General features: G+C 71.8%; 24 protein-coding genes, 1 pseudogene and 1 riboswitch. Of the genes and pseudogenes, 13 read left to right on the forward strand and 12 right to left on the reverse strand.

Translation table 11 applies throughout. From position 1 onward, the window contains the following. Positions 1-124: 124 nt before the first annotated feature. Entirely contained in the window at positions 125-1,039 is a 915-nt protein-coding gene (locus J8M51_RS11540) for an AraC family transcriptional regulator (RefSeq protein ID WP_256964585.1), read from the reverse strand. 133 nt (positions 1,040-1,172) lie between these two features. On the opposite strand from J8M51_RS11540, the gene J8M51_RS11545 reads away from it, so the two are divergent. Then, positions 1,173-1,805 (forward strand): DsbA family protein, encoded by a 633-nt coding sequence (locus J8M51_RS11545; protein WP_086755622.1) that lies wholly within the window; start codon positions 1,173-1,175, stop codon positions 1,803-1,805. 456 nt (positions 1,806-2,261) lie between these two features. Here the strand turns inward: J8M51_RS11545 and J8M51_RS46270 are convergent. Then, positions 2,262-2,603 (reverse strand): annotated as a pseudogene (locus tag J8M51_RS46270) (hypothetical protein); the annotation flags it as partial. Positions 2,604-2,863: 260 nt separating this feature from the next. On the opposite strand from J8M51_RS46270, the gene J8M51_RS11555 reads away from it, so the two are divergent. Continuing rightward, on the forward strand, positions 2,864-3,367 hold the full coding sequence (locus tag J8M51_RS11555; protein ID WP_216591346.1) for a Rieske (2Fe-2S) protein: 504 nt from the start codon (positions 2,864-2,866) through the stop codon (positions 3,365-3,367). A 102-nt stretch (positions 3,368-3,469) separates the two neighbouring features. Here the strand turns inward: J8M51_RS11555 and J8M51_RS11560 are convergent, their stop codons facing one another. Continuing rightward, positions 3,470-4,147: a cysteine hydrolase gene (locus tag J8M51_RS11560; RefSeq protein WP_267299142.1), complete on the reverse strand. Its 678-nt coding sequence runs from the start codon at positions 4,145-4,147 to the stop codon at positions 3,470-3,472. Between the two features lie 108 nt (positions 4,148-4,255). On the opposite strand from J8M51_RS11560, the gene J8M51_RS11565 reads away from it, so the two are divergent. Continuing rightward, on the forward strand, positions 4,256-4,717 hold the full coding sequence (locus tag J8M51_RS11565) for a pyridoxamine 5'-phosphate oxidase family protein (RefSeq protein WP_086763937.1): 462 nt from the start codon (positions 4,256-4,258) through the stop codon (positions 4,715-4,717). A gap of 31 nt (positions 4,718-4,748) precedes the next feature. On the opposite strand, the gene J8M51_RS11570 is transcribed toward J8M51_RS11565, so the two are convergent. After that, entirely contained in the window at positions 4,749-5,657 is a 909-nt protein-coding gene (locus J8M51_RS11570) for a LysR family transcriptional regulator (protein WP_216591684.1), read from the reverse strand. 74 nt (positions 5,658-5,731) lie between these two features. On the opposite strand from J8M51_RS11570, the gene J8M51_RS11575 reads away from it, so the two are divergent. Beyond that, positions 5,732-6,664, forward strand: coding sequence for a DMT family transporter (locus J8M51_RS11575; protein WP_267299143.1), 933 nt, complete (start codon positions 5,732-5,734; stop codon positions 6,662-6,664). Between the two features lie 14 nt (positions 6,665-6,678). Here the strand turns inward: J8M51_RS11575 and J8M51_RS11580 are convergent, their stop codons facing one another. Then, positions 6,679-8,025 carry an aminotransferase class I/II-fold pyridoxal phosphate-dependent enzyme gene (locus J8M51_RS11580; RefSeq protein ID WP_086753644.1) on the reverse strand — a complete coding sequence of 449 codons (1,347 nt, stop codon included), beginning with the start codon at positions 8,023-8,025 and terminating at the stop codon, positions 6,679-6,681. A 35-nt stretch (positions 8,026-8,060) separates the two neighbouring features. Between J8M51_RS11580 and J8M51_RS11585 the strand changes: the two genes are divergently transcribed. Beyond that, positions 8,061-8,759: a pyridoxamine 5'-phosphate oxidase family protein gene (locus J8M51_RS11585; protein WP_086753647.1), complete on the forward strand. Its 699-nt coding sequence runs from the start codon at positions 8,061-8,063 to the stop codon at positions 8,757-8,759. Between the two features lie 117 nt (positions 8,760-8,876). Here the strand turns inward: J8M51_RS11585 and J8M51_RS11590 are convergent, their stop codons facing one another. After that, positions 8,877-9,878 (reverse strand): EamA family transporter, encoded by a 1,002-nt coding sequence (locus J8M51_RS11590; RefSeq protein ID WP_267299144.1) that lies wholly within the window; start codon positions 9,876-9,878, stop codon positions 8,877-8,879. 90 nt (positions 9,879-9,968) lie between these two features. Then, positions 9,969-10,499 carry a Clp protease N-terminal domain-containing protein gene (locus tag J8M51_RS11595; RefSeq protein ID WP_086761645.1) on the reverse strand — a complete coding sequence of 177 codons (531 nt, stop codon included), beginning with the start codon at positions 10,497-10,499 and terminating at the stop codon, positions 9,969-9,971. A 247-nt stretch (positions 10,500-10,746) separates the two neighbouring features. Between J8M51_RS11595 and J8M51_RS11600 the strand changes: the two genes are divergently transcribed. After that, a complete protein-coding gene (locus J8M51_RS11600) occupies positions 10,747-10,935 on the forward strand; it encodes a hypothetical protein (protein ID WP_179203397.1) in 189 nt (62 codons plus the stop codon). Positions 10,936-11,065: 130 nt separating this feature from the next. After that, a complete protein-coding gene (locus J8M51_RS11605) occupies positions 11,066-11,494 on the forward strand; it encodes a type II toxin-antitoxin system Rv0910 family toxin (RefSeq protein WP_086761641.1) in 429 nt (142 codons plus the stop codon). 161 nt (positions 11,495-11,655) lie between these two features. Here the strand turns inward: J8M51_RS11605 and J8M51_RS11610 are convergent, their stop codons facing one another. Next, positions 11,656-12,294 (reverse strand): PadR family transcriptional regulator, encoded by a 639-nt coding sequence (locus J8M51_RS11610; protein WP_086761639.1) that lies wholly within the window; start codon positions 12,292-12,294, stop codon positions 11,656-11,658. A gap of 109 nt (positions 12,295-12,403) precedes the next feature. Between J8M51_RS11610 and J8M51_RS11615 the strand changes: the two genes are divergently transcribed. From J8M51_RS11615 to J8M51_RS11625, 3 genes are all read left to right on the forward strand, one after another. Beyond that, complete coding sequence (locus J8M51_RS11615; RefSeq protein WP_179203396.1) at positions 12,404-13,063, forward strand: HAD family hydrolase; 660 nt, start codon at positions 12,404-12,406, stop codon at positions 13,061-13,063. A gap of 87 nt (positions 13,064-13,150) precedes the next feature. After that, positions 13,151-13,930, forward strand: a complete 780-nt coding sequence (locus J8M51_RS11620) for an SDR family NAD(P)-dependent oxidoreductase (RefSeq protein ID WP_216590305.1) — start codon at positions 13,151-13,153, stop codon at positions 13,928-13,930. A gap of 124 nt (positions 13,931-14,054) precedes the next feature. After that, the gene (locus tag J8M51_RS11625; protein WP_086756019.1) at positions 14,055-14,864 is read left to right on the forward strand and encodes a PhzF family phenazine biosynthesis protein; all 810 of its coding nucleotides are present in this window, start codon (positions 14,055-14,057) and stop codon (positions 14,862-14,864) included. 60 nt (positions 14,865-14,924) lie between these two features. On the opposite strand, the gene J8M51_RS11630 is transcribed toward J8M51_RS11625, so the two are convergent. Both J8M51_RS11630 and J8M51_RS11635 read right to left on the reverse strand, forming a co-directional pair. Further along, positions 14,925-15,725, reverse strand: a complete 801-nt coding sequence (locus J8M51_RS11630) for a CPBP family intramembrane glutamic endopeptidase (RefSeq protein WP_107473727.1) — start codon at positions 15,723-15,725, stop codon at positions 14,925-14,927. 88 nt (positions 15,726-15,813) lie between these two features. Next, a complete protein-coding gene (locus tag J8M51_RS11635; RefSeq protein WP_086756021.1) occupies positions 15,814-17,328 on the reverse strand; it encodes a glutamate-cysteine ligase family protein in 1,515 nt (504 codons plus the stop codon). 571 nt (positions 17,329-17,899) lie between these two features. Here J8M51_RS11635 and J8M51_RS11640 point away from each other — a divergent pair. Both J8M51_RS11640 and J8M51_RS11645 read left to right on the forward strand, forming a co-directional pair. Further along, the gene (locus J8M51_RS11640; protein WP_086756023.1) at positions 17,900-18,484 is read left to right on the forward strand and encodes a hypothetical protein; all 585 of its coding nucleotides are present in this window, start codon (positions 17,900-17,902) and stop codon (positions 18,482-18,484) included. A 398-nt stretch (positions 18,485-18,882) separates the two neighbouring features. Continuing rightward, positions 18,883-19,083 carry a DUF5999 family protein gene (locus J8M51_RS11645; RefSeq protein ID WP_086756025.1) on the forward strand — a complete coding sequence of 67 codons (201 nt, stop codon included), beginning with the start codon at positions 18,883-18,885 and terminating at the stop codon, positions 19,081-19,083. A gap of 116 nt (positions 19,084-19,199) precedes the next feature. Here J8M51_RS11645 and gcvP read toward each other — a convergent pair whose 3' ends face one another. Then, positions 19,200-22,085 carry an aminomethyl-transferring glycine dehydrogenase gene (gene gcvP / locus J8M51_RS11650; protein ID WP_086756027.1) on the reverse strand — a complete coding sequence of 962 codons (2,886 nt, stop codon included), beginning with the start codon at positions 22,083-22,085 and terminating at the stop codon, positions 19,200-19,202. Positions 22,086-22,257: 172 nt separating this feature from the next. After that, a riboswitch (glycine riboswitch) is annotated at positions 22,258-22,354 on the reverse strand. Positions 22,355-22,478: 124 nt separating this feature from the next. On the opposite strand from gcvP, the gene J8M51_RS11655 reads away from it, so the two are divergent. Beyond that, positions 22,479-22,850 carry a PRC-barrel domain-containing protein gene (locus tag J8M51_RS11655; RefSeq protein WP_086756029.1) on the forward strand — a complete coding sequence of 124 codons (372 nt, stop codon included), beginning with the start codon at positions 22,479-22,481 and terminating at the stop codon, positions 22,848-22,850. Between the two features lie 114 nt (positions 22,851-22,964). Here the strand turns inward: J8M51_RS11655 and J8M51_RS11660 are convergent, their stop codons facing one another. Then, entirely contained in the window at positions 22,965-24,314 is a 1,350-nt protein-coding gene (locus J8M51_RS11660; protein WP_267299145.1) for a DNA polymerase IV, read from the reverse strand. Positions 24,315-24,332: the final 18 nt, after the last annotated feature.

The raw sequence follows: 24,332 nt of genomic DNA on the forward strand, positions 1-24,332 counted from the left end.
GTCCTCAGGTCACCCATTCATCCACCTTGCGATCCACGCCCCTTGCCTCCGGCCTCCGGCATGAAGTGAGCATAGTAACCGGGGGTGATCATCGGCGAAGGCCGATCGAGCGTGGAGGGCGAGCTCAGCGGGTGCGGGAATCCGGGCGGAAGCGGGCGCGGAAGGCCGCCGGTGTGGTGCCGGTGCGCTGGGCGAAGTACTTGACGAAGTTGCTGGCGTCGAGGAAGCCGAGCCGGGCGGCGATGTGGGCCACGGATGCGTCGCCGTGGGCAAGGAGTCTCTTGGCTTCCAGGACGACGCGGCGGTCGATGAACTCCTTGGCTCCGACGCCGGCGGCGTCGAGCGCGGCCCGGGTCAGCGTGCGCGGCGCGTAGCCGAGGGCGCGGGCGTAGTGTCCGACGTCCCTGGCCAGGGCGTAGTCCTTCTCCACGGCGGAGCGGAACCGCTGGAAGGTGTCCGCGTGCTCGCCGGTCGTGGTCCCCACCGGTGTGATCAGGTGGGTCAGACGCAGCAGGAGCACGGCGAGCAGGCGCTGGAGGACGGCCGAGCGGGTGTGGTCGGGCAGGCCGCCGGTGCGGTACTCGTGGGCCAGATGTGCGAGGGCGTGGCGCAGGGCGTCGGCGTCCTCGCCGGCGACCTGCCACAGAGTGCGGCCGAACGGGTCGTTGAGGTGTGTCTCGGCCGCGGTGGCGGAGTCGAGCACGTCGGACCGGAACAGCAGCAGGGTGCCGGAGGCCGTGCGCAGGTCGCCGAAGCGCTGCACCTGTCCGGGCCGCACCCACAGCCATGTGCCGTCGGTGAGGGCGTAGTCGGCGAAGTCGGCCATGTGCCAGAGCGGCCCTCGGTCCACGGCGAGCAGCAGGTGGAAGTCCGGACGCTGGGGGTGTCCGGTCCCCTCGGCGTCCCGGGCGCCCCGGGTGCCGCCGCGGCGGCGCATGCGCTCACGCAGCTCGGTGATCGTCATCACCTCGATCCCGGCCGCGGCGGCCGGCGGTGGATCGTAGGGGACTTCCTGGATCTCGTCGTGTCCGTTTTTCACCACGACCGGACCTCGCTTCACCTGGGCGCCGTGTTCCGATTCTCCTAGTGTTCGAAGTCAGGCGCGGGACGCGGCGGCGGGGACGCGGTCACTCGGCTGAGATCGATGACTGACTTCTACCATGGAGGTTCGGATGACCGTCCGGCTCACTTACGCCTTCGACGCCTACTGCGGCTGGTGCTACGGCTTCGGTCCGGCCCTGCGGCAGTTCGCCGCCGAGAACGCGGACCGCATCGAGTTGCGTGTGCTGTCCGGCGGTCTCTTCTCGGGTCCGCGGGCGCTGCCCATCTCGGCGTATCCGCACATACCGGCGGCGAACGAGCGGATCGCGGCCCTCACGGGGGTCGCGTTCGGCGAGGGCTACCTGCGGGCGCTGGCCGAGGGGAGCACGGTGATGGACTCCACGGACGCCGCGACCGCCCTGGCGGCGCTGTGCCGCCAGGCCCCCGAGCGGGCCCTGGAGATGGCGGGTGCCCTCCAGCACGCCTGGTACGTCGAGGGCCGAAGCCTCTCCGACGTCGATGTGCACCGGTCCATCGCCGCCGAGCACGGCCTGGACGCCGACGCCGTCGCCGACGCCTTCCTGGCCCCGGCGTCCCGCACCGAGGTGGAGAGCGAGTTCCGCGAACTGCGCCGGCTCGGCGTCGACGCCTACCCGACCCTGCTCCTGCACACCACCACCGGCACCCACCGGCTCGGCGGACCGGTCGCCAGTGCCGACTCGCTCACCCAGGCACTCGAACGGCACCTCGACCCCGCCGTGTGAACCGCCGGCGCGCGGCCGGAGGGCGACCGGCGGGTGGCCGGAGCCGAGGTCACGACGGGGTGAGCACCGCGCGCGCGAGTTCCCGCGCCTCCCGCGGACAAAGCTGCCGGCCTCGGAGAAGGCGGGCAGGGCGAGCAGCGAGGGGAAGAGGAACGCGTTGGGCGCGCTGCCTCCGGCGGCGACGGCACCGCCGACCGCACCGAAGCAGAAGGGACGCTTGAGCGGCAGGTTGACGCCGTAGATCCCCGGTTCGGTGACCCCGGCGGGCAGCAGCGGGCCCACGAGCAGCGAATTGCCCTGGATGGTGAAGTCGTTGATGAACAGCGGTATGAAGCCCCAGTGCAGGCCGAAGACCACGAAGACCTGCCAGAACCGGACCGCGTCGCCGGTGTTGAGCGCGACCAGCGCGGGGTGGACCAGCGCGCCGGCGATCGCCATCGCGGTGAACTGGTTGGCCCTGAACCGCTTCGCGGCGGTGACGGCCAGGAACAGCGGCAGGCAGTAGAAGATCGCGTCGGCGGTCGCGTTCAGGATGACGTAGGTCTGCGACTTGGCGTCGAGCCACTGCCACTGGATGGCCGCGCTCAGGAACGCCTTGAGGAGGCCGGAGGCCGCCAGCGGCCACAGGATCGGGGAGAGGATCGACGAGATCAGGTCAATGAGCCGGTGGAGCGGGTTGCGCTGAGGTTCCTCGCCCTCGCTCACGTCGCCGCCCCGCTGGACGAACTTGTCGAGCTCCGCGTACACCAGGGGCGCGTTGTTGCCGATGACGCCCTGGTTCTGCCCGCCGGCCCGCATCACCGTGATGACGCCCGGGAGCTGGTGTCCTGACCTCGCGGGGTCCCGGCTCGGCGCACCACGGCCCGTCGGCACGTGAGAGCTCCGCCCGTCGGCACCCCTCCCCCGCCCTGCCGCGAACCGACAGCTTCCAGACAGCTGCTTTTGACACTGCCGTGATCCCGGACAGGTCAAGATGTGCACCCTGTCTGAACGTTCAAGCACAGGCCCGCCGTACCCATGGGCGAAAGTGCAAAGCCATCTCGGAAGGAACCGACAGCATGACCAGCGAAACGATCAAACCCTCCTCGATTCCGGGCCGTCGCACCGTCATGGCGGCGGCCGGCGTGGCGGGGCTCACCGTCGCGCTGACCGCGTGCGGGTCGGACGACGACTCCTCGGCCTCGGTCTCGTCCGGAGCCGGGGCCGGCGGTGACGCGGGCAGCGACTCGAACGCCGACGCGAGCAGCGGCAGCACCGGCGGCGACAGCGCGGGCGGCAAGGAGATCGCCAAGACCTCCGACATCCCCGAGGGCGGCGGCAAGATCTTCGCGAGCGAGGGCGTCGTCGTCACCCAGCCGGAGGCGGGCAGCTTCAAGGCGTTCTCCTCGGTCTGCACCCACCAGGGCTGTGCGGTGAAGTCGATCGCCGACGGTGTGATCAACTGCCCTTGTCACAACAGCAACTTCTCGATCGCCGACGGCAGCGTGAAGAGCGGCCCGGCGACGAAGGCGCTGCCGGCCAAGGATGTCAGTGTGTCGGGCGAGTCGATCATGCTGGCCTGAGGTTCGACGGGGCGGCGGCGCCCGGACCAAACGTTTGTCAGGTGTCCGACCAAACGTCTGTTGGGCCACCAAGCGTTTGTTAGGTGCCTGACCAAACGTCTGTCAGGCACCCCCACGCCCCCCTCCCCCGACCCCCTCCCAACACCCCACCACCTCCCCGGTGGTCGCGACCGTGGCGACCAACGCCAGGGTGTGGCGGATCATCGCGGGGGTGTAGTCGGCAGGCACCCCCGCGATGGCGTCCCCGGGTACGACGGCGGTGTAGCCGAGGTTCACCGCGTCGAACACCGCGTTCGGCACGGCCACATTCGCCGAGACGCCGGCGACCACCAGCGTGCGGCACCCCAGATTGCGCAGCAGCGCGTCCACGTCGGTGCCCGCGAGCGGCGACAGCCCGTGCAGCCGCCGTACGATCAGATCCTCGTCGGCGACCTCGACGGGCGGCGCGACGCGTACGGCCGCGGTGCCCGTCAACTGCCGTACGGGCAGCCGTTCGGCGGCGCGGAACAGCCGGGCGTTGCGGTTGGCGCCCCGCCCGTCGGGCCGTCGTTCGGCGACGGCGTGCAGGACCTGCACTCCGTGCGCGTGGGCCGCCGCCACGAGCCGGGCCACGTTGGCGAGCGCCCCCGATGCCCGGGCCTCGTGGGCGAGTTCGGGCAGCGCGCTCTCCGGTCCTACGACACCGCGCTGGCACTCGACGGTGAGCAGGACGGTCGTGGCGGGATCGAGCAGCCCGCTCAACTCCCGTCGCCGCTTCGGCTCACTCGCGTTGGACGGCATGGCGGTCCCCTTGTCGCCGACGATCGGGCCGGCGAGCGTAACGCCCCTTGCACATGGACGGAAGACAGCCGATGCTCTTCTGACGCCACGTCAGCGGAGGGGATCGGCATGACCGTCACGCAGCGCCGGGGCCGGAGAATCATGATGGACCCCGCCGAACTGGACGAGTTCCTGGGCGCACAGCGCACATGCAGGGTCGCGACGGTGTCGCCGGACGGAGCCCCGCACATCAGCCCGCTCTGGTTCGTCTGGGACGGCACCTCCCTCTGGCTCTACTCGATCACCCGCAGCAGACGCTGGTCCGCGCTGCGCCGCGATCCGCGTGTCGCCGTGGTGGTCGACGCGGGCGAGGAGTACGGCGAGCTGCGGGGCGTCGAGCTGTCCGGCACCGCGGAGTTCGTCGGCGAGGCTCCGCGCACGGGCGAGCCGGTGCCCGAACTCGTCGAGGTGGAGCGGCTGTTCGCCCGCAAGAACTTCGGCATCGACGAGATGCCCCACGACGGCAGACACGCCTGGCTCCGCCTCACCCCGGACGCGATCGCCTCCTGGGACTTCCGCAAGCTGGGCTAGGGCCTGTCCCGGCGGCCCCCGCCACGAGGGCTCAACCCGCCTCGCACGCGTCGCCCGCCACCCGCAGCGCCTCGACCGCCGCCCGGATCGACGGCCGCCGGTCGGCGTCCGCGCGCCACACCGCGTAGACGCTGCGGTGGACCCGATGGCGCACCGGCACGGTCCGTACCCCGGCCGGCATCGGGTCGCGGCCGAGCCGGGGTGCGATGCACACGCCCAACCCGGCGGCGACGAGCGCGAGTTGGGTGTGGTGCTCACCCGCGCGGTGGGCGATCCGGGGCTCGATGCCGTGGGCGCGCAGGGTGTAGAGCAGCCATTCGTGGCAGAACTCGCCCTCGGGCCAGGCGACCCACGGCTCCTCCGCCAGCTCCCGCAGATCGATGTCGTCCCGCCCGGCGAGCGGGTGGTCCCCGGGCAGCGCCACCTCCACCGGGTCGTCGAGGAGCGCGGCCCGGGCGAGCCCCTCGGGCACGGGCAGCGGCTTGTTGTACCAGTCGAGGACGACGGCCAGGTCGGCGTCGCCCCGGATCACGGCGTTGATGGCGAGTTCGGGTTCCAGTTCCCGTGAGCGGACGCGCAGCGCCGGGTGGTTCTCGCGCAGCGCGCGGAAGACGGCGGGAAACAGCCCCCGGACAGCGGTCGGGAACGCCGCCAGCCGCAGCTCGCCGACGACCTGTCCCCGCTGCGCCTCCAGGTCCGACTGCGCCAGTTCGACCTGCGACAGGATGCGCCCGGCGTGGTCGGCGAGCAGCCGCCCCGCGTCGGTGAGCCGCACACCCCGCCCGTTCTTGGCGAGCAGGCGCTGCCCGACCTCCCGTTCCAGCTTGGCCATCTGCTGCGAGACGGCCGAGGTCGTCACATGCAGTCCCTCGGCGGCCCCGCTGACCGAGCCGTGCCGGGCGAGGGCGTCGAGAGTGCGCAGGCGCTCCAGATTCAACATGTAAGCGATACTACGAGGTTCAGCTCACTAATTCTCGCTTGTGCTACGAGATCGGTCGAGGCCATCGTGGGGCCATGACCACCGCCGTGCCCACACGAACGCCCGCCGCCGCCCCCGACCGCCCGCGCCGCGCCACCGTCGACTGGCGGCTGCGGTTCGGCTTCCTCTCCCTCGTCTGGGGCTTCAGCTTCCTCCTGATCAAGGTGGGCACGCAGGCGTACGCGCCCTTCCAGGTCACCTTCGGGCGGCTGCTGTTCGGCACGCTGGTCCTCGCGGCGGCGATGGCGGTGAAGCGGCAGCCGCTGCCGCGCTCCCCGCGCACCTGGGGCCATCTCACCGTGGCGGCCTTCCTCCTCAACGCGCTGCCGTTCTCGCTGTTCGCCTACGCGGAGCTGACCATCCCGTCCACCCTGGCGGGCATCTGCAACGCCACCTCGCCCCTGTGGGGCATGGCCCTCTCCCTGGTCGCGCTCTCGGAGGACCGTCCGACACGGGTGCGGGTGGCCGGCCTCGGCCTCGGCTTCCTCGGTGTGCTCACCGTGCTCGGCGCCTGGCAGGGCTTCCACGGCGTGGACGCCACGGGCACCGCGCTGGCGCTGCTCGCCTCCCTCAGCTATCCGGTCGGCTGGATCTACCTCCGTCGCACGCTGGCCGGCACCACGGACTCCCCGCTGTCCCTCACCGGTACCCAGCTCCTGCTGGCCACCGCTCAACTGGCCGTCGTCACCCCGCTGTTCACGACCCTGCCGACCAGCTTCCCGGTCCTTCCCCTGCTGGCGGTGATCACGCTGGGCGCCCTCGGCACGGGTGTCGCGATGCTCCTGCAGTACGGCCTGGTCTCCGAGATCGGCCCGACGACCGCCCAGATGGTCACCTACCTCATCCCGGTCATCGCCACGGCCGCCGGTGTCGTCCTCCTCGGCGAACCCCTGGCCTGGACGACCCCGGTCGGCGCGGCGATCGTCCTGGCCGGCGCGGCCCTGACCCAGGCCCGCCCCCGCGCCTGAACCGAGGGGCACGCTCAGACGTACCCGCCGCCCGCCGACACTCCGCCCGCTCCGGGCCCGACCGCCGAGGCGACCGCGTCCGCCAGCCTCCCGATGTCCTCCTCGGTGAGGGTGGAGACCGTGATCCGGATGCCCTGCGGGGCGTTCATCCGGAAGCGCGCGCCGGGCGCGACGGCCCAGCCGGCGTGCAGCAGCCGGGCGACCGCGCCGGTCTCGTCGGGGACCCTGATCCACACGTTCATCCCGCTGACGCCGTACGCCTCGACCCCGCGCCGGGCGAGCGCGTCGATCAGCGCCTCCCTCCGCCGCCCGTACGCGGCGGCCACGGCCGGGGCGTCCACCGCCCCGCCTGACCACAGCCGTACGACGGCCCGCTGCACCAGCCGGCTCACCCAGCCCGGCCCCAGCCGCTGCCGTCCCCGCACCCGGTCGACGGTGACGGCGTCCCCGGTGAGCACCGCGAGCCGCAGGTCGGGGCCGTACGCCTTGGCGACCGACCGTACGAAGGCCCAGCTGTGGGTGACCCCGGCCAGTGGGTGCAGGGGCTGGTCGACGATCCGGTAGCCGTGGTCGTCCTCGACGAGCAGGGTCTCGGGGTGCCCCCTCAGCACGGACCGCAGGGCACGCGCGCGTGCGGGGCCGACGGCCGCACCGGTCGGGTTCTGGGCCCGGTCGGTGACGATCAGGGCCCGCGCCCCGGCCGCCAGCGCCCCGCGTACGTCGTCGGGGAGCGGCCCGTCGTCGTCGACGCCGACCGGGACGACACGCAGCCCGAGCGCCGGGACGAGATCGAGCACGCTCCCCCAGCCCGGGTCCTCCACGGCGACGGCGTCCCCGGGTTTGAGGTGGGCGGCCAGGATCCGTTCGATGGCGTCGAGCGATCCGGAGGTGACGGCGACCGGCCCGTCCGGCACCCCGTCGGCGTCCAGCTCGGCCCGCGCGATCCGCGCCAACTCGGGCTCCACGGCTCCCGATCCATAGAGCACCGGCTCACGGTCGCCCTGCTCGGCGGCGACGGCGAACGCCTCCGCCAGCCGCGGCAGCAGAGCGGTGTCGGGATTGCCGTCAGCGAGGTCCCGCACCCCGTCCGGCACCTCGACCCGGATGTACTCGCGCCCGGTCGTCGCGGGCCGGGACCGCACCCGGCTCCCCCGCCGGCCGGCGGTCTCGATGACCCCGCGCTCGCGCAGCGTGCGATAGGCGGCCGCGACGGTGTTCGGATTCACTCCGAGTCGCTCCGCCAACTCCCGCATGGGCGGAAGCAGTTGGCCGGGCTCCAGCTCGCCCGCCCCCACCGCCTGCTCGACGCTCGCCGCGATCTCGGCTGCACGCCGCCCAACGATCATATATCCTCCTAGCACAAACAAGATTATGCACTAGTGCAATGGAGAACGCAATGACGGGGACCCAGCAGCCGACGACACCAGAGCAGACGCCATCGCCCGCCGCGTACACCCCCACCGCCCGCACCGTCCCCACCCGGTCCGCGCAGAAGGCCGCGTACGACAGGGAGCTGGTGCACGCGATACTCGACGAGGGGTACGTCTGCCATCTCGGCTTCGTCCGCGACGGCGCGCCGGTGGTGCTGCCGACCCTGTACGCCCGGGTCGGCGAGACGCTCTATGTACACGGTTCGACGGGCTCGCGCCCCCTGCGCATGACGGGCCAGGCCGACCCGGGCCTCCCGGTCTGCCTCACGGTCACACATGTGGACGCGCTGATCCTGGCCCGCTCCGGCTTCCACCACTCGATCAACTACCGCTCGGTGGTGGTGCACGGCATCGCCCACCAGGTCACCGACCCGCAGGAGCGGCGGATCGCCCTGGACGCCCTCGTCGACCATGTCGTACCGGGCCGCTCGCGGGACTCCCGGCCCGCCAACGGCAAGGAGTTCGCGGCCACCGCCGTGATCCGCCTCGACCTGGACGAGGTCTCCGCCAAGACCCGTACCGGCGGCGTCAACGACGAACCCGAAGACCTCTCCCTCCCCCACTGGGCCGGCGTCGTCCCCCTCCGCAAGGGCTACGAGACCCCCGTCCCGGACCCGGACCTGGCCCCGGGCACGGAACTCCCGGACTATCTCAGGACGCTGTAGGTCGAAGAGGCTGACGGGACGATGGAGCGAAGGGGCCGCGCCCCGTAAGGGGCGCGGGGAACCGCGCGAGCGACCACACTCGACCCGCGTCCCGAAGACCACCCGCCCCCGACGACATCACCGCCCCCGCCCCACCGACAGCTCGGCTTCGACCCCTTCCCCACCGGACGCCACCTTCCGGGACTCCCCCTTCCCCGGGGCGACCCGCTGCGCGACGAACGCCCCGACCAGCACCACCACCCCGCCCACGATCTGCGGAGCGGACAGGTGCTCCCCCAGCAGGGCCCACGCCAGCATGATCGCGACAACCGCCTCAAGGCATCCCACGACCCCCGCCACCTGCGGAGACAGCCGCCGCACGGCCACCACCCCGGTGACGTACGCGACCACCGTGGCGAGCAGCACCACCCACGCGAGCAGCAGCCAGGCAGGCACGGCCGTCCCGTCCATCCACGCGGACCCGCCGAGCACGGCCCAGTCCATCCCCCACGGCCGGGCCACCACGGTGAGCACCGCCGCCCCCACCAGCAGCCCGTAGGCGATGACCCCGAGCGGATCCGGCGCCTCGGCCCCCGCGTCGCTGCCCTGGTCGGACAGGACGAAGTACCCGGCCTGACAGCAGGCGGCCCCGAGCGCGAACAGCAGCCCCAGCGGGTCGAAGGTCAGCCCCGACCAGATCTCGACGACACAGGCGAGGCCGCCGACCGCGAGCACGACCCCGACGGCGGCGGCCGGAGTCACCGGCCGCCGCTGCACGAACCGCACCCAGCCGAGGACCAGTGCCGGCCCGAGGTACTCCACGAGGAGGGCGACACCGACGGGGATGCGGGAGATCGACGCGAAGTAGAAGGCCTGCACACCGGCCACGGCGAACAGCCCGAACCCCACGAGCAGCGCGGGCCGGCGGACCACCAGATCCCGGTGGCGCACGGCGAGCGGCAGCATCACCAGCGCGGCGCCGACCACCCGCAGCCACACCACATGCAGCGGATCGAGCCCCGCCTCGATGAGCGGTTTGCCCGCGGTCCCCGATCCACCGAAGGCGAGGGCGGACCCCAGCGCGATCACCAGCCCGGCACCGCGCCCGCGGTGCGCCTGACTCCCCTGAGACGTATGCACCGGCTCATGATGACAGCCGACGACAGGAGCGTCACCCCCAATGACACCTGTCTCGCCAGCTGGACTCCAGGTGGGCGCGGCTCAACGCGCTCAGTCCCGGCCCACGACGCCCCCTCGAACCCGCTCCACCTCCACCTCCGCCCCTTCGCCCCGGCCTTCCCCGGTGTCGGCGATCCGCCGCGCCACCACCGCGGCATCGACGCCCACGCCGCCCATCACCTCCACGGCCCGCGACCCTCCGGCCGCGACCAGCACCGCGAGCAGGTCGAGGCCGTGGGCCGCCCGTCCGCCCCGGCGCACGGCACGGTCGTACGCCTGTGTCATCGCCCGCGCCGCCACGGGGGACCAGCCGGGGGTGCCCGGTGCCCCCGGGACGACACCGGCGTCCTCGAAGCCGATCTGCCAGCGCAGTCCGTAGCCGATGCTGCGCTGCACCAGATAGCCGAGCAGCCGGGCGACCTGCGTACCGTCGAAGACGGCGCGGACCTCGGGGTCGGACTCGATGAGCGAGTGCAGCAGATGGGCGGTGTCGATCTGCCGGTCCCCGTCGCGGAGGGCCCGTCTGCGCGCACCGGCGACCACCGAGGCCAGCTCGTCCGTGAGCCTGTCCTCGATCTCCACGTGGTCCGGACCATGGTCTACGGCCGACTGCCGGGGAATTCGGGATCGCACCCCTTCACCCCATCAGTCCCACCGCCTCCGGGGCATCCACGAAAGGAAGCATCTTCGCGTCCGACACAGGTTGCGCGGGGCGGACCCCGGCCTCCTCCCTACGGATGAGATCCGATCGCTCCGCCTCAGGGGCGCGCGCCTGCTTGCCCCACGCCCCGCACGCAACCACGACGCACCGGCGCTCGTCCCTCAGCGCATGGAGAGCGGGTGCTGGTTGGTGACCCTGCCGGCGATCGACGGCAGACAGTACGTGTACCGGGTGTACGCCCCCCGGACCGCACGGCCCGCCGACCTCTTCTGGGAGGCCTGGCACTGCCACGACGAGAGCCGGCTGCCGCGCGCGTGGGACCTGTTCGACGCGGCGCTGATCCGACGGGTGACATAGGCGCGAGGCCGAACAGAGCCACCCCGGACGCTGCCTGACGCTTCATCAGTATTGAATGTTCCCGCCCTCGCGACTACGTTCCGCGACACCACCGACCACCGACCACCGTCCGAGACGAAGGGGTTGTCGCATGGCCGAAGTCAGCGCGGAGGCACGCATCGAGGCACCCGCCGAGCATGTCTGGGCCCGGCTCGTCGACTGGCCCGCGTACGGCGAGTGGAACACGACCCACACCGGCTTCCCCAAGGGCGGCCCGGACACCCTCGCGGTGGGCGGCACCTTCCAGGAGAACCTGCGGCTGATGGGCTTCCCGGCGGAGGTCGAGTGGACCATCGCCGAACTGGAACCCGCCCGGACGCTGGCCATCCAGGGCAAGGGCCCGATGGCCGTGGACCTCGCCACCCGCTACACCCTCACCCCCGAGGGCGACGCCACCCGGGTCCGTATCGACGGCCGGTTCACCGGCGCCGCCGTCTCCCTGATGGCGGGCAAGCTGAAGGACTCGGCGACGGCCGCGCTCGCCGAGTCCCTGCGCAAGCTGGGCGCCCTCGTGGTCTGACCCCGCGCCCGCCGCACACCACCCACGCGCCCCGCACACACCCGCAGCCCGCAGACATCTGGACCGCCCCGCGGACACCTGCCCACGCGAAAGCGCCCCGCGGAAACCTCCGCGGGGCGCTTCCCTTCACCGATCACCCGGCTACCGCCTCAGCCGTCGCCTCAGTCCTCGTCGGCGAGGATCAGGTACAGCTTCTTGCGGGCCTCGTTGATCACCGTCAGCGCCTTGTCGCGCTGATCCTTGTCGCCGGTCTTCCAGACCTGACCGAACGCCTCCATGAGACCGAAGCCGGCCTGCCGGATCTCGCTCAGCGCCTCCCAGTCGACCCCGCGCGAGGCCTCCTCCCAAGGTGCCTCGGGCCCCTCGTCGGCCGCGGTGCGACCGGCGTCGGTGAGCGAGAACAGCTTCTTGCCGCCCTCGGTCGCACTGGCGATCAGCCCCTCGTCCTCCAGCAGCTGGAGGGTGGGGTACACCGAACCGGGGCTGGGCTTCCACGCCCCGCCACTGCGCTCGGCGATCTCCTGGATCATCTCGTAGCCGTGCATGGGCCTGTCCTTGAGGAGGGCCAGGATCGACGCGCGAACGTCGCCCCGCCGCGCCCTGCCCCTCGGTCCGCCTCGGCCGCGCCCACCCCAGGGGCCCCCACCGAACGGTCCGAACGGCCCGGGCCCACCATGGCCCGGCCCGAAGGGCCCGAAGGCGGCGCGCAGCGCCTCGGCGTCACCTCGGCCGTGGGGGTGCTCCCCACCACGGCGTCCATGTCCACGCTCGAATCCGAAGTCCTGTCCACGGGAACGCATCGCAATCACTCCATTCCATCGTTGATCTGTCGCGATGCCTCAACGATATATCGGGACCTGTCGCCTGACAACCCCCGATACACATCGCCGCCGTGATCTACTGCCGTGCGTGCCCCTACTGCTGCTCGACCTCGACAACACCCTGGTTGACCGTGACGCGGCCTTCCGCGACGCCGTGGCCGCCTTCCTCGCCGCGCACGGCCTGCCCGAAACCGACCTGGCGTGGGTGATGGCCGTCGACGCCGGCGGCTACACCCCGCGCGACGAGGTCGCCGCCGCGATGGCCGACCGCTACGCGGACGCGGTGCCGCCCGCCGCCGTCCGCACCCTGCTCGACACCGGCGCCGCGGACCGCGTGGTGCTCGCCCCCGCCGCTCGCGAGGCACTGGACCGGGCCCGGGCCGCCGGCTGGACCTGTGTGATCGTCACCAACGGCCGCACCGCCCAGCAGGAGGCCAAGATCCGCGCCACCGGCCTCGACCGTCTGGTCCGGGGCTGGGTCGTCTCCGAGGCCGTCGGCCACAAGAAACCGGTACCGGAGATCTTCCACGCCGCGGCCGCCACCGTCGGCCTCCCCCTGACCGGCGCCTGGGTCGTCGGCGACTCACCGCAGGCCGACATCGCGGGCGCCACCGGACTCGGCCTGCCCAGCGTGTGGGTGGCCAACGGCCGCACCTGGCCCGAGGACGCCCCCCGTCCCACCCACATCGCGGCCGACGTCACCGCGGCGATCGACCACGTCACCGGCACCCCGGGCCGACCGACCTGAGCGGAGCGGCACACCCCGGCCGGCCGGGCAGGAGCCCGCCGCTCCCCCGCACCTCACCCCCCTCGACCCGCCCTCTAGGGTGCGGGAATGATCTCCGACAGCTATCTCTCCGCACTGTTCTCGCTGGACGGCCGGGTCGCCGTGGTGACGGGCGGCAGCTCCGGCATCGGCAGGGCCATCGCCGGGGCCCTCGCCCGGGCAGGCGCACGCGTGGTGATCGTCGCGCGCAGGGAGGCGGAGCTGTCGGCCACGGTCGACGAGCTGACGGCGGACGGCTGCCGGGCGGCCGGGGTCAGCGGCGACCTGAGCACCCGCGCCGGTGTGCGCGCGGCGGCCGAGCAGGCGGCCGACGCGTTCGGCGAGCCGGACATCCTCGTCAACAGCGCCGGCGTCAACCTGCGCCCACCACTCAGCGAACTGGGCGAGGACGTGTGGGACACCACCATGGCCGTGAACCTGGACGCGCCCTTCCTGCTGGGCCAGCGCTTCGGCCCCGGCATGGCCGAGCGGGGCTACGGCCGCATCATCCACATCACCTCCCAGCAGGCGCACCGGGCGTTCGTCCGCAGTGGCGCGTACGGCGTCTCCAAGGGCGCGCTGGAGTCACTGGCCCGGTCGCAGGCCGAGGAGTGGTCACCCCACGGCGTCACCTGCAACACCCTGGTCCCCGGCTTCGTCCCGACCCCGCTGAACACCCGGCTGTCGTCCGACCCGGAGAAGGTGGCCGCCCTCGCCGCGCGCACCCTGGCCGGCCGCAACGGCCTGGCCGACGACTTCGCCGGAGCGGCGGTGTTCCTGGCGGGCCGCTCCGCCGGCTACATCACCGGGCAGTCGATCTGCGTGGACGGCGGCTTCTCGGTCCACTGACCGGCCGTGCCGACGCCGTACGCGGCCTCACGCCCCGGCCGACACCGACTGGCCTCCGAAATCCGGTCCACCTTCCTGGAATTGGCCTTGGCCCGCGGCTCCGCCGACCGCCTAGCGTCGACCCATGCGCATTCGTATCGTGGACGCCTTCACCGACCGCCCCTTCTCCGGCAACCCCGCAGGGGTCCTCCTCCTCGACGCCTTCCCCGACGACGCCTGGCTGCGGAACGTGGCCAAGGAGGTCAACCACGCCGAGACCGCGTTCGCCCATCCCCTCCCCGAGGGAGGCGAGGCGGACTGGGCGCTGCGCTGGTTCACACCGGTCGCCGAGGTGGCGATGTGCGGCCACGCCACCCTGGCCACCGCACATGTCCTGACCAGCACGCACACCCATGAGGGCCCGGTCCGGTTCGCCACCCGCAGCGGGGTGCTCAGCGCCACACCCCGGCCGGACGGCTCCCTCACCCTCGACTTCCCGACCGCGCCCCTCACCCCGGTCGCCGTCCCCGACGGTGTCGCCGAGGCCCTGGGCGCGGAGCCGCTCGGCGCCGTCGACACCGGCCCGAACGTCGGTGACCTGCTGGTGGAACTGGCCGACGAGAAGACGGTGCTGGGCCTGGCTCCCGACCTGCGCTCCCTCGGCCGGTACTCCGCGCGCGGCATCATCGCCACCGCCCGTGCGGCGGACCCCGCCGCCGGCCACGACTACGTCTCGCGCTGTTTCTTCCCCAACATCGGCATCGACGAGGACCCGGTCACGGGCAGCGCCCACACCGCCCTCGCCCCCTACTGGTCCGAGCGCCTCGGCAACCCGGACCTCACCGGCCTCCAGGCATCCGCCCGCTCGGGCCGCGTCCGCACCGAGCTCCGTGGCGAGCGCACCCTGCTCTCCGGCCGGGCGGTCACGGTCATCGACGGCGAACTCCTCGCCTGACCGCACGGCCCCGCCGGCCGCCGGGCCCGCGCACCTCGCGCCCCGTCGGTACACCGGCCCTCAGGGTGTGGGCAGCCAGCCCACCTTCCCGGCCAGCAGCGCGTATCCCACGAACGCCCCGATGTCGAGCAGCGAGTGGGCCACCACGAGCGGGCCCACCCGCCCCCACCGCCGGTACAGACAGACGAAGACCACGCCCATCACCATGTTGCCGATGAAGCCGCCGATGCCCTGGTACAGGTGGTACGAGCCGCGCAGTACCGAGCTGGCGGCGAGCGCCTTCCCCGGTGACCAGCCCAGCTGCTCGAGCCGGCGCAGCAGATATCCGACCACGATGACCTCTTCGAGGACCGAATTCTGGATCGCGGAGAGGATCAGCACGGGGTACTTCCACCACACCTCGGGCAGCGCCTCCGGCACCACCGTGAGGTTGAAGCCGAGCTCGCGGGCCGCCAGATAGAAGGCGATGCCCGTGCTGCCGATGACCGCGGCGATCGCCGCGCCCCGCCCGAGGTCCGGCCATGGCTTCGTCCGGTCGAACCCGAGCGTGCGCAGCCCGGCGCCCTCGCGCAGCAGGAAGTGCGCGACCAGGGCGACGGGCACCAGCGCGGTCGTGATCCCGAAGAGCTGCCACGCCAGGTCCAGCCAGGGCCGCCCGGGCGCGGCCGAGGCGTTCATGGTGGCCGCCTGGTCCTTCAGTCCTCCCGGTCTGGTGACCGAGCCGACAAAGCTGATCAGCGCGGACACCCCGCTCGCGCCGAGCGAGACCGCGAGGACCAGCAGTGTCTCGTCCCTCAGGATCCGCCGCCCCGGCCGCTCCCCCGGCAGCGCACCCTCCACCGACTCCGCCTGCCCCTGCACCCACGCCTCCAGTTGTCCGGCCCCGCCGAGGGTCCATCATCACCCGCGGCGGTCCCGAACATTCCGGCGGCTTACGTCACAGCAGCCCTCAGCCCAGCGGCACCGGCTCCGGCAGCCCGACCGGCCAGCTGTGGACCGGCTCCCCGGAATGCATCAGCTCGCCGTACCGCCGGGTCGTCGCGGCCAGCGCCGCATCCCTGCCGAGCCCCTTGGCCAGCGCCTGATGGAACGTTTCCACCTGCCACGACGCGCCGTTGACCCGACGCCTGCAGCGCTCCTCGATCACCCCTAGATAGAAGTCCCGGTCCACCGGCTCGACCCCCCACGCGTCCAGCCCCACCGCCGCGAGCGGCAGCAGTTCGTCCCGTACGAGGTTCACCGCGTCCACCGGTCCGACGCCGCCGTAGCGCCCGCGCGGCCACTGCAGCCGCGCGTCGATGCCGTGCCGGCAGGCCTCGTCGAAGTTGGCCGCGGCGGCCTCGAACGGCAGCCGCGTCCACACCGGCCGCGACTCCTCGGCGAGGGCGCGGACGACCCCGTAGTAGAAGGCCGCGTTGGCGATGACATCCGTGATGGTCGGCCCGGCCGGCAGCACCCGGTTCTCGACCCGCAGATGCGGGACCCCGTCGGCGATGCCGTAGACGGGCCGGTTCCAGCGGTAGATCGTGCCGTTGTGCAGGGTGAGTTCGGCGAGCGAGGGCACCCCGCCGGCGTCGAGGACCTCCATCGGATCCTCGTCGTCGCAGATGGGCAGCAGCGCCGGGAAGAAGCGCAGGTTCTCCTCGAAGAGGTCGAACGCCGAGGAGATCCACCGCTCCCCGAACCAGGTGCGCGGCCGCACCCCCTGGGCCTGGAGTTCGGGCGGCCGGGTGTCGGTGGACTGCTGGAAGAGCGGCGGGCGCGACTCCCGCCACAGCTCGTGCCCGAACAGGAACGGCGAGTTGGCGCCGATGGCGATCTGCGCGGCGGTGACGGCCTGGGCGGCGTTCCACACGTCGGCGAACCGGCCCGGTGTGACCTGGAGGTGCAACTGCACGGAGGTGCAGGCGGCCTCGGGCGCGATGGACTTCGAGGTGCAGACGAGCCGCTCCACCCCGTCGATGTCCAGGGTGAAATCCTCCCCGCGGGCGGCGACGATCTGATCGTTCAGCAGCGTGTAGCGATCGCCCGCCGAGAGATTCGACGAGACCAGGTCGTCACGGCCCAGCGTCGGCAGAATCCCGATCATCACGATTCCCGCGCCCACCTCGATCGCCTTGCGGTCGGCGTAGGCGAGGGAGGTGCGCAGTTCCTCGGAAAGCTGGTCGAATACCCGGCCACCCAGCCGGTGTGGAGCAATGTTGACTTCCAGATTGAACATGGCGAGTTCTGTTTGGAAATCTCGGCTCGCAATCCGCTCCAGTACTTGCGCATTCATCATTCTCGGCAGACCGTCGCCGTCGACGAGGTTCAGCTCGATCTCCACACCCATGAGATTCTTGGGGCGGTCGAACCGCTTCTCCTCCAGCAGTCGCGCCAGTCCCGCCAGGCACTGCCGGAGCTTGTCGCGGTACTGCTGGCGATCGGAGAGGCCAAACGGCCCCGCAACGACCTTCTCCCCCATCGAAGTGTCCCTCCTCGGATGGGCAGGCCGACGAACCGGCCTCTGCTGTCCCGGGTCCACGGATGATGATGCCCAGGCAGAGCCGCCGATAACGTCCCACGCACGACCTGCACACGCTAGGCTGAGCGCGGTCACCTCCGACCATATTCACTCGGCGTGCTTCTGGCACATTCACCGGGCAAGAATGAGCACGCGCTTTCCGCCCCGAGCGCTTTCGTGAAAAGCGCCGACGAGAACCGGCCGTCCACTACGCGACGGTAATCCGAGGTCACCGACACACCCCCGCGAAAAAGCGGGGTGACATCCATGTTCCGGAGACCGGATACCGCCTTGCTGTTCATATGCGGAGCGGCTAGCCGAAACCTCCGTTGAACACGTGTCGTATAAACTCCGCAAACGAGGCTGAGAGCCGGCACTCGCGGTCCTCGGTCCTGCCGTCAGGCCACGCGCGGCGGACCCGACCCACGCATCCGGACCCCGGGCACCCGTCTCTCCGACCCCCGAGAGCTGACAGCGCCGTCCGCCCCCGCCCTCGCGCCACCGTGCCTGTCGAATGGAGAGGCGACCCACCATGCCGCTGCATGTCCCCCCGGCTCCCGCGCCCGCCCTGCGCACCGTCCTCACGGCACTCGGTTCTCCCACCGCCGTCCACGAGGCGCGAACCCCCTCCCTGAAGAACGCCCAGGGTCCGGCCACTCCCGAACTCCCGTTGCCTGTCCATGTACTCGACCGGATCACCCCGGAGGGCACGGGCGCCACCCGGCTCACCGGATGGCGGTTCCTGATCCGCTGCGGCGACCGCGCCGTGGCCGCCGCGGAAACCCGGCTGACGCCGGACGGCTGGGCGTTCTCGCATTTCTTCGAGGGCCCGTACATCACCTCGACCGAGCGCGCCCTGCGCCAGGCCGAGGTCATGCAGCAGCCCTACCAACCCCGCCTGCTGTCGGTGCCCGAGCTGTACATGCTCACGCTCTGGCTGCACGCCGACCCCACCGCCGACGGCGCCACCGGCCACCCGGCACCGACCGACCTGCTGGTCCCGCTGGCACCGGCGCCGCCCGGCATCGCCGCCCACCGCCCGCACCGGGTCGCCGACCTCCTCCCGGTGCTGACCACGCGACTGACCCCCGCCCCGCTCCTCGGATCACCCGCCTGAGACCGGGGCCGTCCCGCCCCACCGACCACTCGCGCCCCGCCGCCGATTCACCGACGGCGGGGCGCTCGTTTTTCCGTTCCGAGAATTCCCGCTCTTTCGGGCGTCAATACGCTCGTACGAGCTATTTGCTTGCCCTTCCCGCGCCGGACTAGCCCTATCCGACCACTGTGAACCACCCGAAGGGACAGTACGGTTGGGATGAACCGTCCTCGCGAGGGATGCGTCATCAACCTGTGAAGAAGCCGTGCTGCGAAATCCCTGCGGATTGACGCCCGTGGGGCAACACTGGGACCGGACCGATTTATCAACGGGGGGCGGCCATGAACGGGGCATCAAGCCGCGGGACAGACAAACCAGCCATCTCAGACCACACGACAAACCGAAAGATCCCAACAACCATGTGCCAGCACCAGCCACTGTGCCCGACTGCCGAATCCGCCGACCGGGAAGGCGCCCGTCTCGTGGCGCACCACCCGGAGCAGGGGTGGAGCCTGCTCTGCAACGGCGTTCTGCTCTTCGAGGACACCGGTGAGCTCCTGCCGGACGGCCAGATCATCGCGCCGCACCGCCCGATGGGCAGTGTGGTGACCGCCGCCTGAGCCGCACTCACGTGCGCACAGGGTGAGCGTCCCCGCACAGGACGTCCGCCCGGACAGAAGAGGGGCCGGCCGGAGAAGCACTCTCCGAACCGGCCCCGACGCGTATCCGCGTCCGACTACTCTTCGTAAGCGTCCAGCGGCGGGCAGGAACAGACCAGGTTCCGGTCCCCGAAGGCCTGGTCGATCCGGCGCACCGGCGGCCAGTACTTGTCGGCGGGCGAGACCCCGGCCGGGAAGACCGCCTCCGCGCGCGTGTAGGCGTGCTCCCAGTCGCCGCCGAGCGCGGCGGCGGTGTGCGGGGCGTTGCGCAGCGGGTTGTCGTCCGCGGGCCACTCGCCCGAGCCGACCTTCTCGATCTCCGCCCGGATGGCGATCATCGCGTCGCAGAACCGGTCCAGCTCACCGAGGTCCTCCGACTCGGTCGGCTCGATCATCAGCGTCCCCGCCACCGGGAACGACATGGTCGGCGCGTGGAAGCCGTAGTCGATCAGCCGCTTGGCGATGTCGTCGACGCTCACCCCGGTCGACTTGGCCAGCGGGCGCAGGTCGACGATGCACTCGTGCGCGACGAGGCCGCCCGGACCCGTGTACAGCACCGGGTAGTGCGGTTCCAGCCGCTTCGCGATGTAGTTGGCGCTGAGCACCGCCACCTGCGTGGCCCGCTTGAGACCCTCACCGCCCATGAGCCGGACGTACGCCCAGGAGATCGGCAGGATGCCCGCCGAACCCCACGGCGCCGCCGAGATCGGGCCCACGCCCGTCTCCGGACCGGCAGCGGGCTGCAGCGGGTGGTTCGGCAGATACGGCGCCAGGTGCTCACGCACCGCCACCGGACCGACGCCCGGACCGCCGCCGCCGTGCGGGATGCAGAACGTCTTGTGCAGGTTGAGGTGGGAGACGTCACCGCCGAAGTGGCCCGGCTTGGCCAGACCCACCAGCGCGTTGAGGTTGGCGCCGTCGACGTACACCTGGCCGCCCGCGTCGTGCACCTGCGCGCAGATGTCGGCCACGTGCTCCTCGAACACCCCGTGCGTCGACGGGTACGTGATCATCAGTACGGACAGCTCGTCACGGTACTGCTCGATCTTCGCCCGCAGGTCCTCGACGTCGATCTCGCCGTCCTCGGCGGTCTTCACGACGACGACCTTCATGCCCGCCATGACCGCGCTCGCGGCGTTGGTGCCGTGCGCGGAGGACGGGATGAGGCACACGATCCGCTGCTCGTCCCCACGGGCCCGGTGGTAGCCGCGGACGGCCAGCAGACCGGCCAGCTCACCCTGCGAGCCCGCGTTCGGCTGCAGCGACACCTTGTCGTACCCGGTGACCTCCGCCAGCTGCTCCTCCAGCTCACGGATGAGCGTCAGATACCCCTGGGCCTGCCCGGCGGGCGCGAAGGGGTGCAGCTGCCCGAACTCCGGCCAGGTCACCGGCTCCATCTCGGTGGTCGCGTTGAGCTTCATCGTGCAGGAGCCCAGCGGGATCATGCCCCGGTCCAGCGCGTAGTCCCGGTCGGCGAGCCGGCGCAGATAGCGCAGCATCGCGGTCTCGGAGCGGTACTCGTGGAACACCGGGTGCGTGAGGTAGTCGTCCGTGCGCAGCAGCGCCCCGGGCAGCGTGTCCCCGGCCGCGGCGTCGAGGGCGGCGACGTCTCCCTCCACCCCGAACGCGGTCCACACGGCGCCCAGCTGCGCCCGGGTGGTGGTCTCGTCGCAGGAGACCGACACCAGGTCGGCGTCCACGAGGTGCAGGTTCACGCCATGTTCGCGTGCGGCGGCCACGACCTCACCGGCCCGCCCCGGCACCCGCACGGTCAGCGTGTCGAAGTACGCCCCGTTCACGACCTCGATCCCTCCGGCGGTGAGCCCCGCGGCGAGCACGGTGGCGTAGCGGTGCGTACGCCGGGCGATGGTCCGCAGCCCCTCGGGTCCGTGGTGGACGGCGTACATCCCGGCCATCACGGCGAGCAGCACCTGCGCCGTACAGATGTTGCTGGTCGCCTTCTCCCGGCGGATGTGCTGCTCCCGCGTCTGCAGGGCGAGCCGGTACGCCTTGTGCCCGTCCGCGTCCACGGAGACGCCCACCAGCCGTCCGGGCAGGCTCCGCGCGAACTTCTCCTGTACGGCCATGTAGCCCGCGTGCGGCCCGCCGAAGCCCATCGGCACACCGAACCGCTGCGTCGTCCCCACCGCGATGTCGGCGCCCAGCTCACCGGGCGAGGTCAGCAGCGTCAGGGCCAACAGATCGGCGGCGACGGTGACGAGCGCCCCCAGCCCGTGCGCCTGCTCGACGACCGGCCTCAGATCGCGTACGACGCCGGAGGCGCCCGGGTACTGCAGCAGCACCCCGTTGATCTCACGCGAGGCGATCTCGGCCGGAATGCCCTCGCTGAGGTCGGCCACGACGACCTCGACCCCGGTCGGCTCGGCACGGGTCTGGATCACGGCGATCGTCTGCGGCAGCGCGTCCGCGTCGACGAGGAAGAGCCCCTTCTTGTTCCTGCCCATCCGCCGGGACAGCGCCATGGCCTCGGCGGCGGCCGTCCCCTCGTCGAGCAGCGAGGCGCCGGAGGTGGGCAGCCCGGTCAGTTCGGCGACGACGGTCTGGAAGTTGAGCAGCGCCTCCAGCCGCCCCTGGGAGATCTCCGGCTGGTACGGCGTGTAGGCGGTGTACCAGGCCGGGTTCTCCATCACGTTGCGCAGGATGACGGGCGGTGTGAACGTCCCGTAGTACCCGAGCCCGATCATGGAACCGAGCACCTGGTTGCGGTCCGCCAGCGAACGCAGCTCGGCGAGGACCTCGGCCTCGGTGCGCGCGCCCGGCAGGTCCAACGCCTCGGCGTTCTTGATCACATCCGGGACCGCGGCCGCCGTCAGCTCGTCGAGCGAGCCGTATCCGATGTGCGCGAGCATCTTGGCCCGGGCCTCGGCGTCGGGGCCGATGTGGCGCCGCTCGAAGGGGATTCCCTGTTCGAGTTCGGAGAGGGGAATGCGATGGGCGGTCATTACGGAGGCCTCCTGGTCTGACACGACCTTCGAGGGGCACCACGACACGGGTGCCCGGACGGCCTCCCCCTCTGTCATCTCGACCTGAGAGCTTCACCGGTCCAGGTACGAACCGGCTTTCACCGTCGGTGAGAGCGGAAGCCGTGACACCCGCTCTGCTTTCCAGAGTGACCTCGTCCGTGCGGTACGTGAGCCTGAGAGATTCCGGGGAGGAGTTGCTCCTTCGGCGCCTCCGGATGGTGTCCGGAGGACTCTCCCGCACGGGGTCGACAGCCGCTGCCAGCGTATCAGCGCGGTCAACGCACGCGTCTTCGAGTGGCCGCCGCCCCCGATGTGGCTTTTCGTAGGGGGGAGACACGATGCGCCACCCCTTTGCGACCACTTGGAGGGCCCGTGCAGACCGACATCGATCCGCGCAATCTGATCGGCCGCAAGGCTTTCGACCGCAAAGGCAGCAAGATCGGCACCGTGGACGAGGTCTACCTCGACGACGCGACCGGCATCCCCGAGTGGGCCGCGATACGCATGGGCCTCTTCGGCCGCGACGCCTTCGTCCCCCTGGAGCCCAGCGAGCTCGTCGAAGGCACCCTCCACGTCCCCTTCGACCGCGCCCTCATCAAGGACGCCCCCGACTTCGGAGTGGGCCGCCATCTCTCCCCCGAACAGGAACTCCAGCTCTACCACCACTACGGCCTCGACATAGCCCCGCCCCCGCCCCTGGACCACGACTTCGGTCACGTGGCGGGCCAGGACGACAGCCCCTGAGACGACCATTCGGGCGCACCCGGCTACGGGCGGTCGTGCCCCGCCCCCTCTCGATCCCGGTCCCCCGCTCCCGTCGCAACGCCGTCGAACCCCATCAGCCCGCCCCGGCCGGCCTCACCCCCGCACCCCGCCCGGCACCAACGGCAACGGTTCCGCCTGCTCCAGCCCCGGATCATCCGTCCTGAAGGTCCGCACCCGGCCCGGCCCCACGTCGTCCGGCTTCTCGAACCGCACGGTCACCCGCCCCAGCCCGCTCCCCTGCACCCACCCGTGCCCGTACTCGGCGTGCCGCACGTCATGCCCGGCCCTCCACTGCCGCTCGGCCCCCGCGCCCGCCTCCACCACCGGCACCTCGGCAGCCGCGGTCTCCTCCTCCACGGGCTCCGGCTCCCCGGCCGCCTGCGCGAACAGGTCCTCCTGCGTGTAGTCGGCGAGCCCGCTGACCCCCACCCCGAGCAGCCGCACCCCACCGGTCGTGTCCACGGCCTCCAGCAGCCGCCCCGCCGCCTCCCGCACCACCGCGGGATCGTCGGTCGGCCCCCGCAGGGTCTCGGACCGGGTCAGCGTCGAGAAGTCGTAGCGCCGCACCTTCAGCACGATCGTCCGCCCCGACAGCCCGGCCTCCCGCAGCCTCCGCACACACCGGTCCGCGAGCCGCTGCACCTCCATCCGCACCCGCACCCGGTCGTGGATGTCCACGTCGTACGTGTCCTCCACCGACACCGACTTCGTGTCCCGCTCGGCCACCACCGCCCGGTCGTCCCGCGCCAGCGCCATCGCGTACAGCCCGTGCCCGTGGGCCTTCCCCAGCAGCCGTACGACCTCGTCCTCCCCCGCCTCCACGATCTCCTCGACCGTGGTGATCCCGGCCCGCCGCAGATGATCGCCGGTCGCCGGCCCCACCCCCGGCAGGATCCGCACGGACATGGGCCCCAGCAAGGCCCGCTCGGTCCCCGGCTCGATCAGCAGCAGCCCGTCCGGCTTGGCCTGCTCGGAGGCGATCTTCGCGAGCATCTTGGAGGCCGCGAGCCCCACCGATCCGGTCAGCGCGGTCACCGCCCGGATGTCCGCCCGCAACCGCGCCCCCGTCGACCGCGCCGACTCCTCGTCCGAGGCCGCGCCCCCGGCCTCCAGATCCACGAACGCCTCGTCCAGGCTCAAGGGCTCCACGAGCGGCGACAGATCACGCAGCAGCCCCATGACCTGATCGCTGATCGCCCGGTAGAACGTGAAACGGGGCGTGAGATACGCGGCGTTGGGCGCGAGCCGGCGTGCCTGCGCCATCGGCATCGCCGAGTGCACCCCGAAGGCCCTCGCCTCGTACGAGGCGGTCGCGACCACCCCACGCGGCCCGAGACCGCCCACGACAACGGCTTTCCCCCGCAGACTCGGCTTGGACGCCTGCTCCGCCGAGGCGTAGAAGGCATCCATGTCGAGATGCAGGATCGTGGGCGCGGTTCTCACATCTCCGATGCTGCCCTA

Source organism: Streptomyces griseiscabiei, assembly GCF_020010925.1.
In the GTDB taxonomy this organism is placed as follows: domain Bacteria; phylum Actinomycetota; class Actinomycetes; order Streptomycetales; family Streptomycetaceae; genus Streptomyces; species Streptomyces griseiscabiei.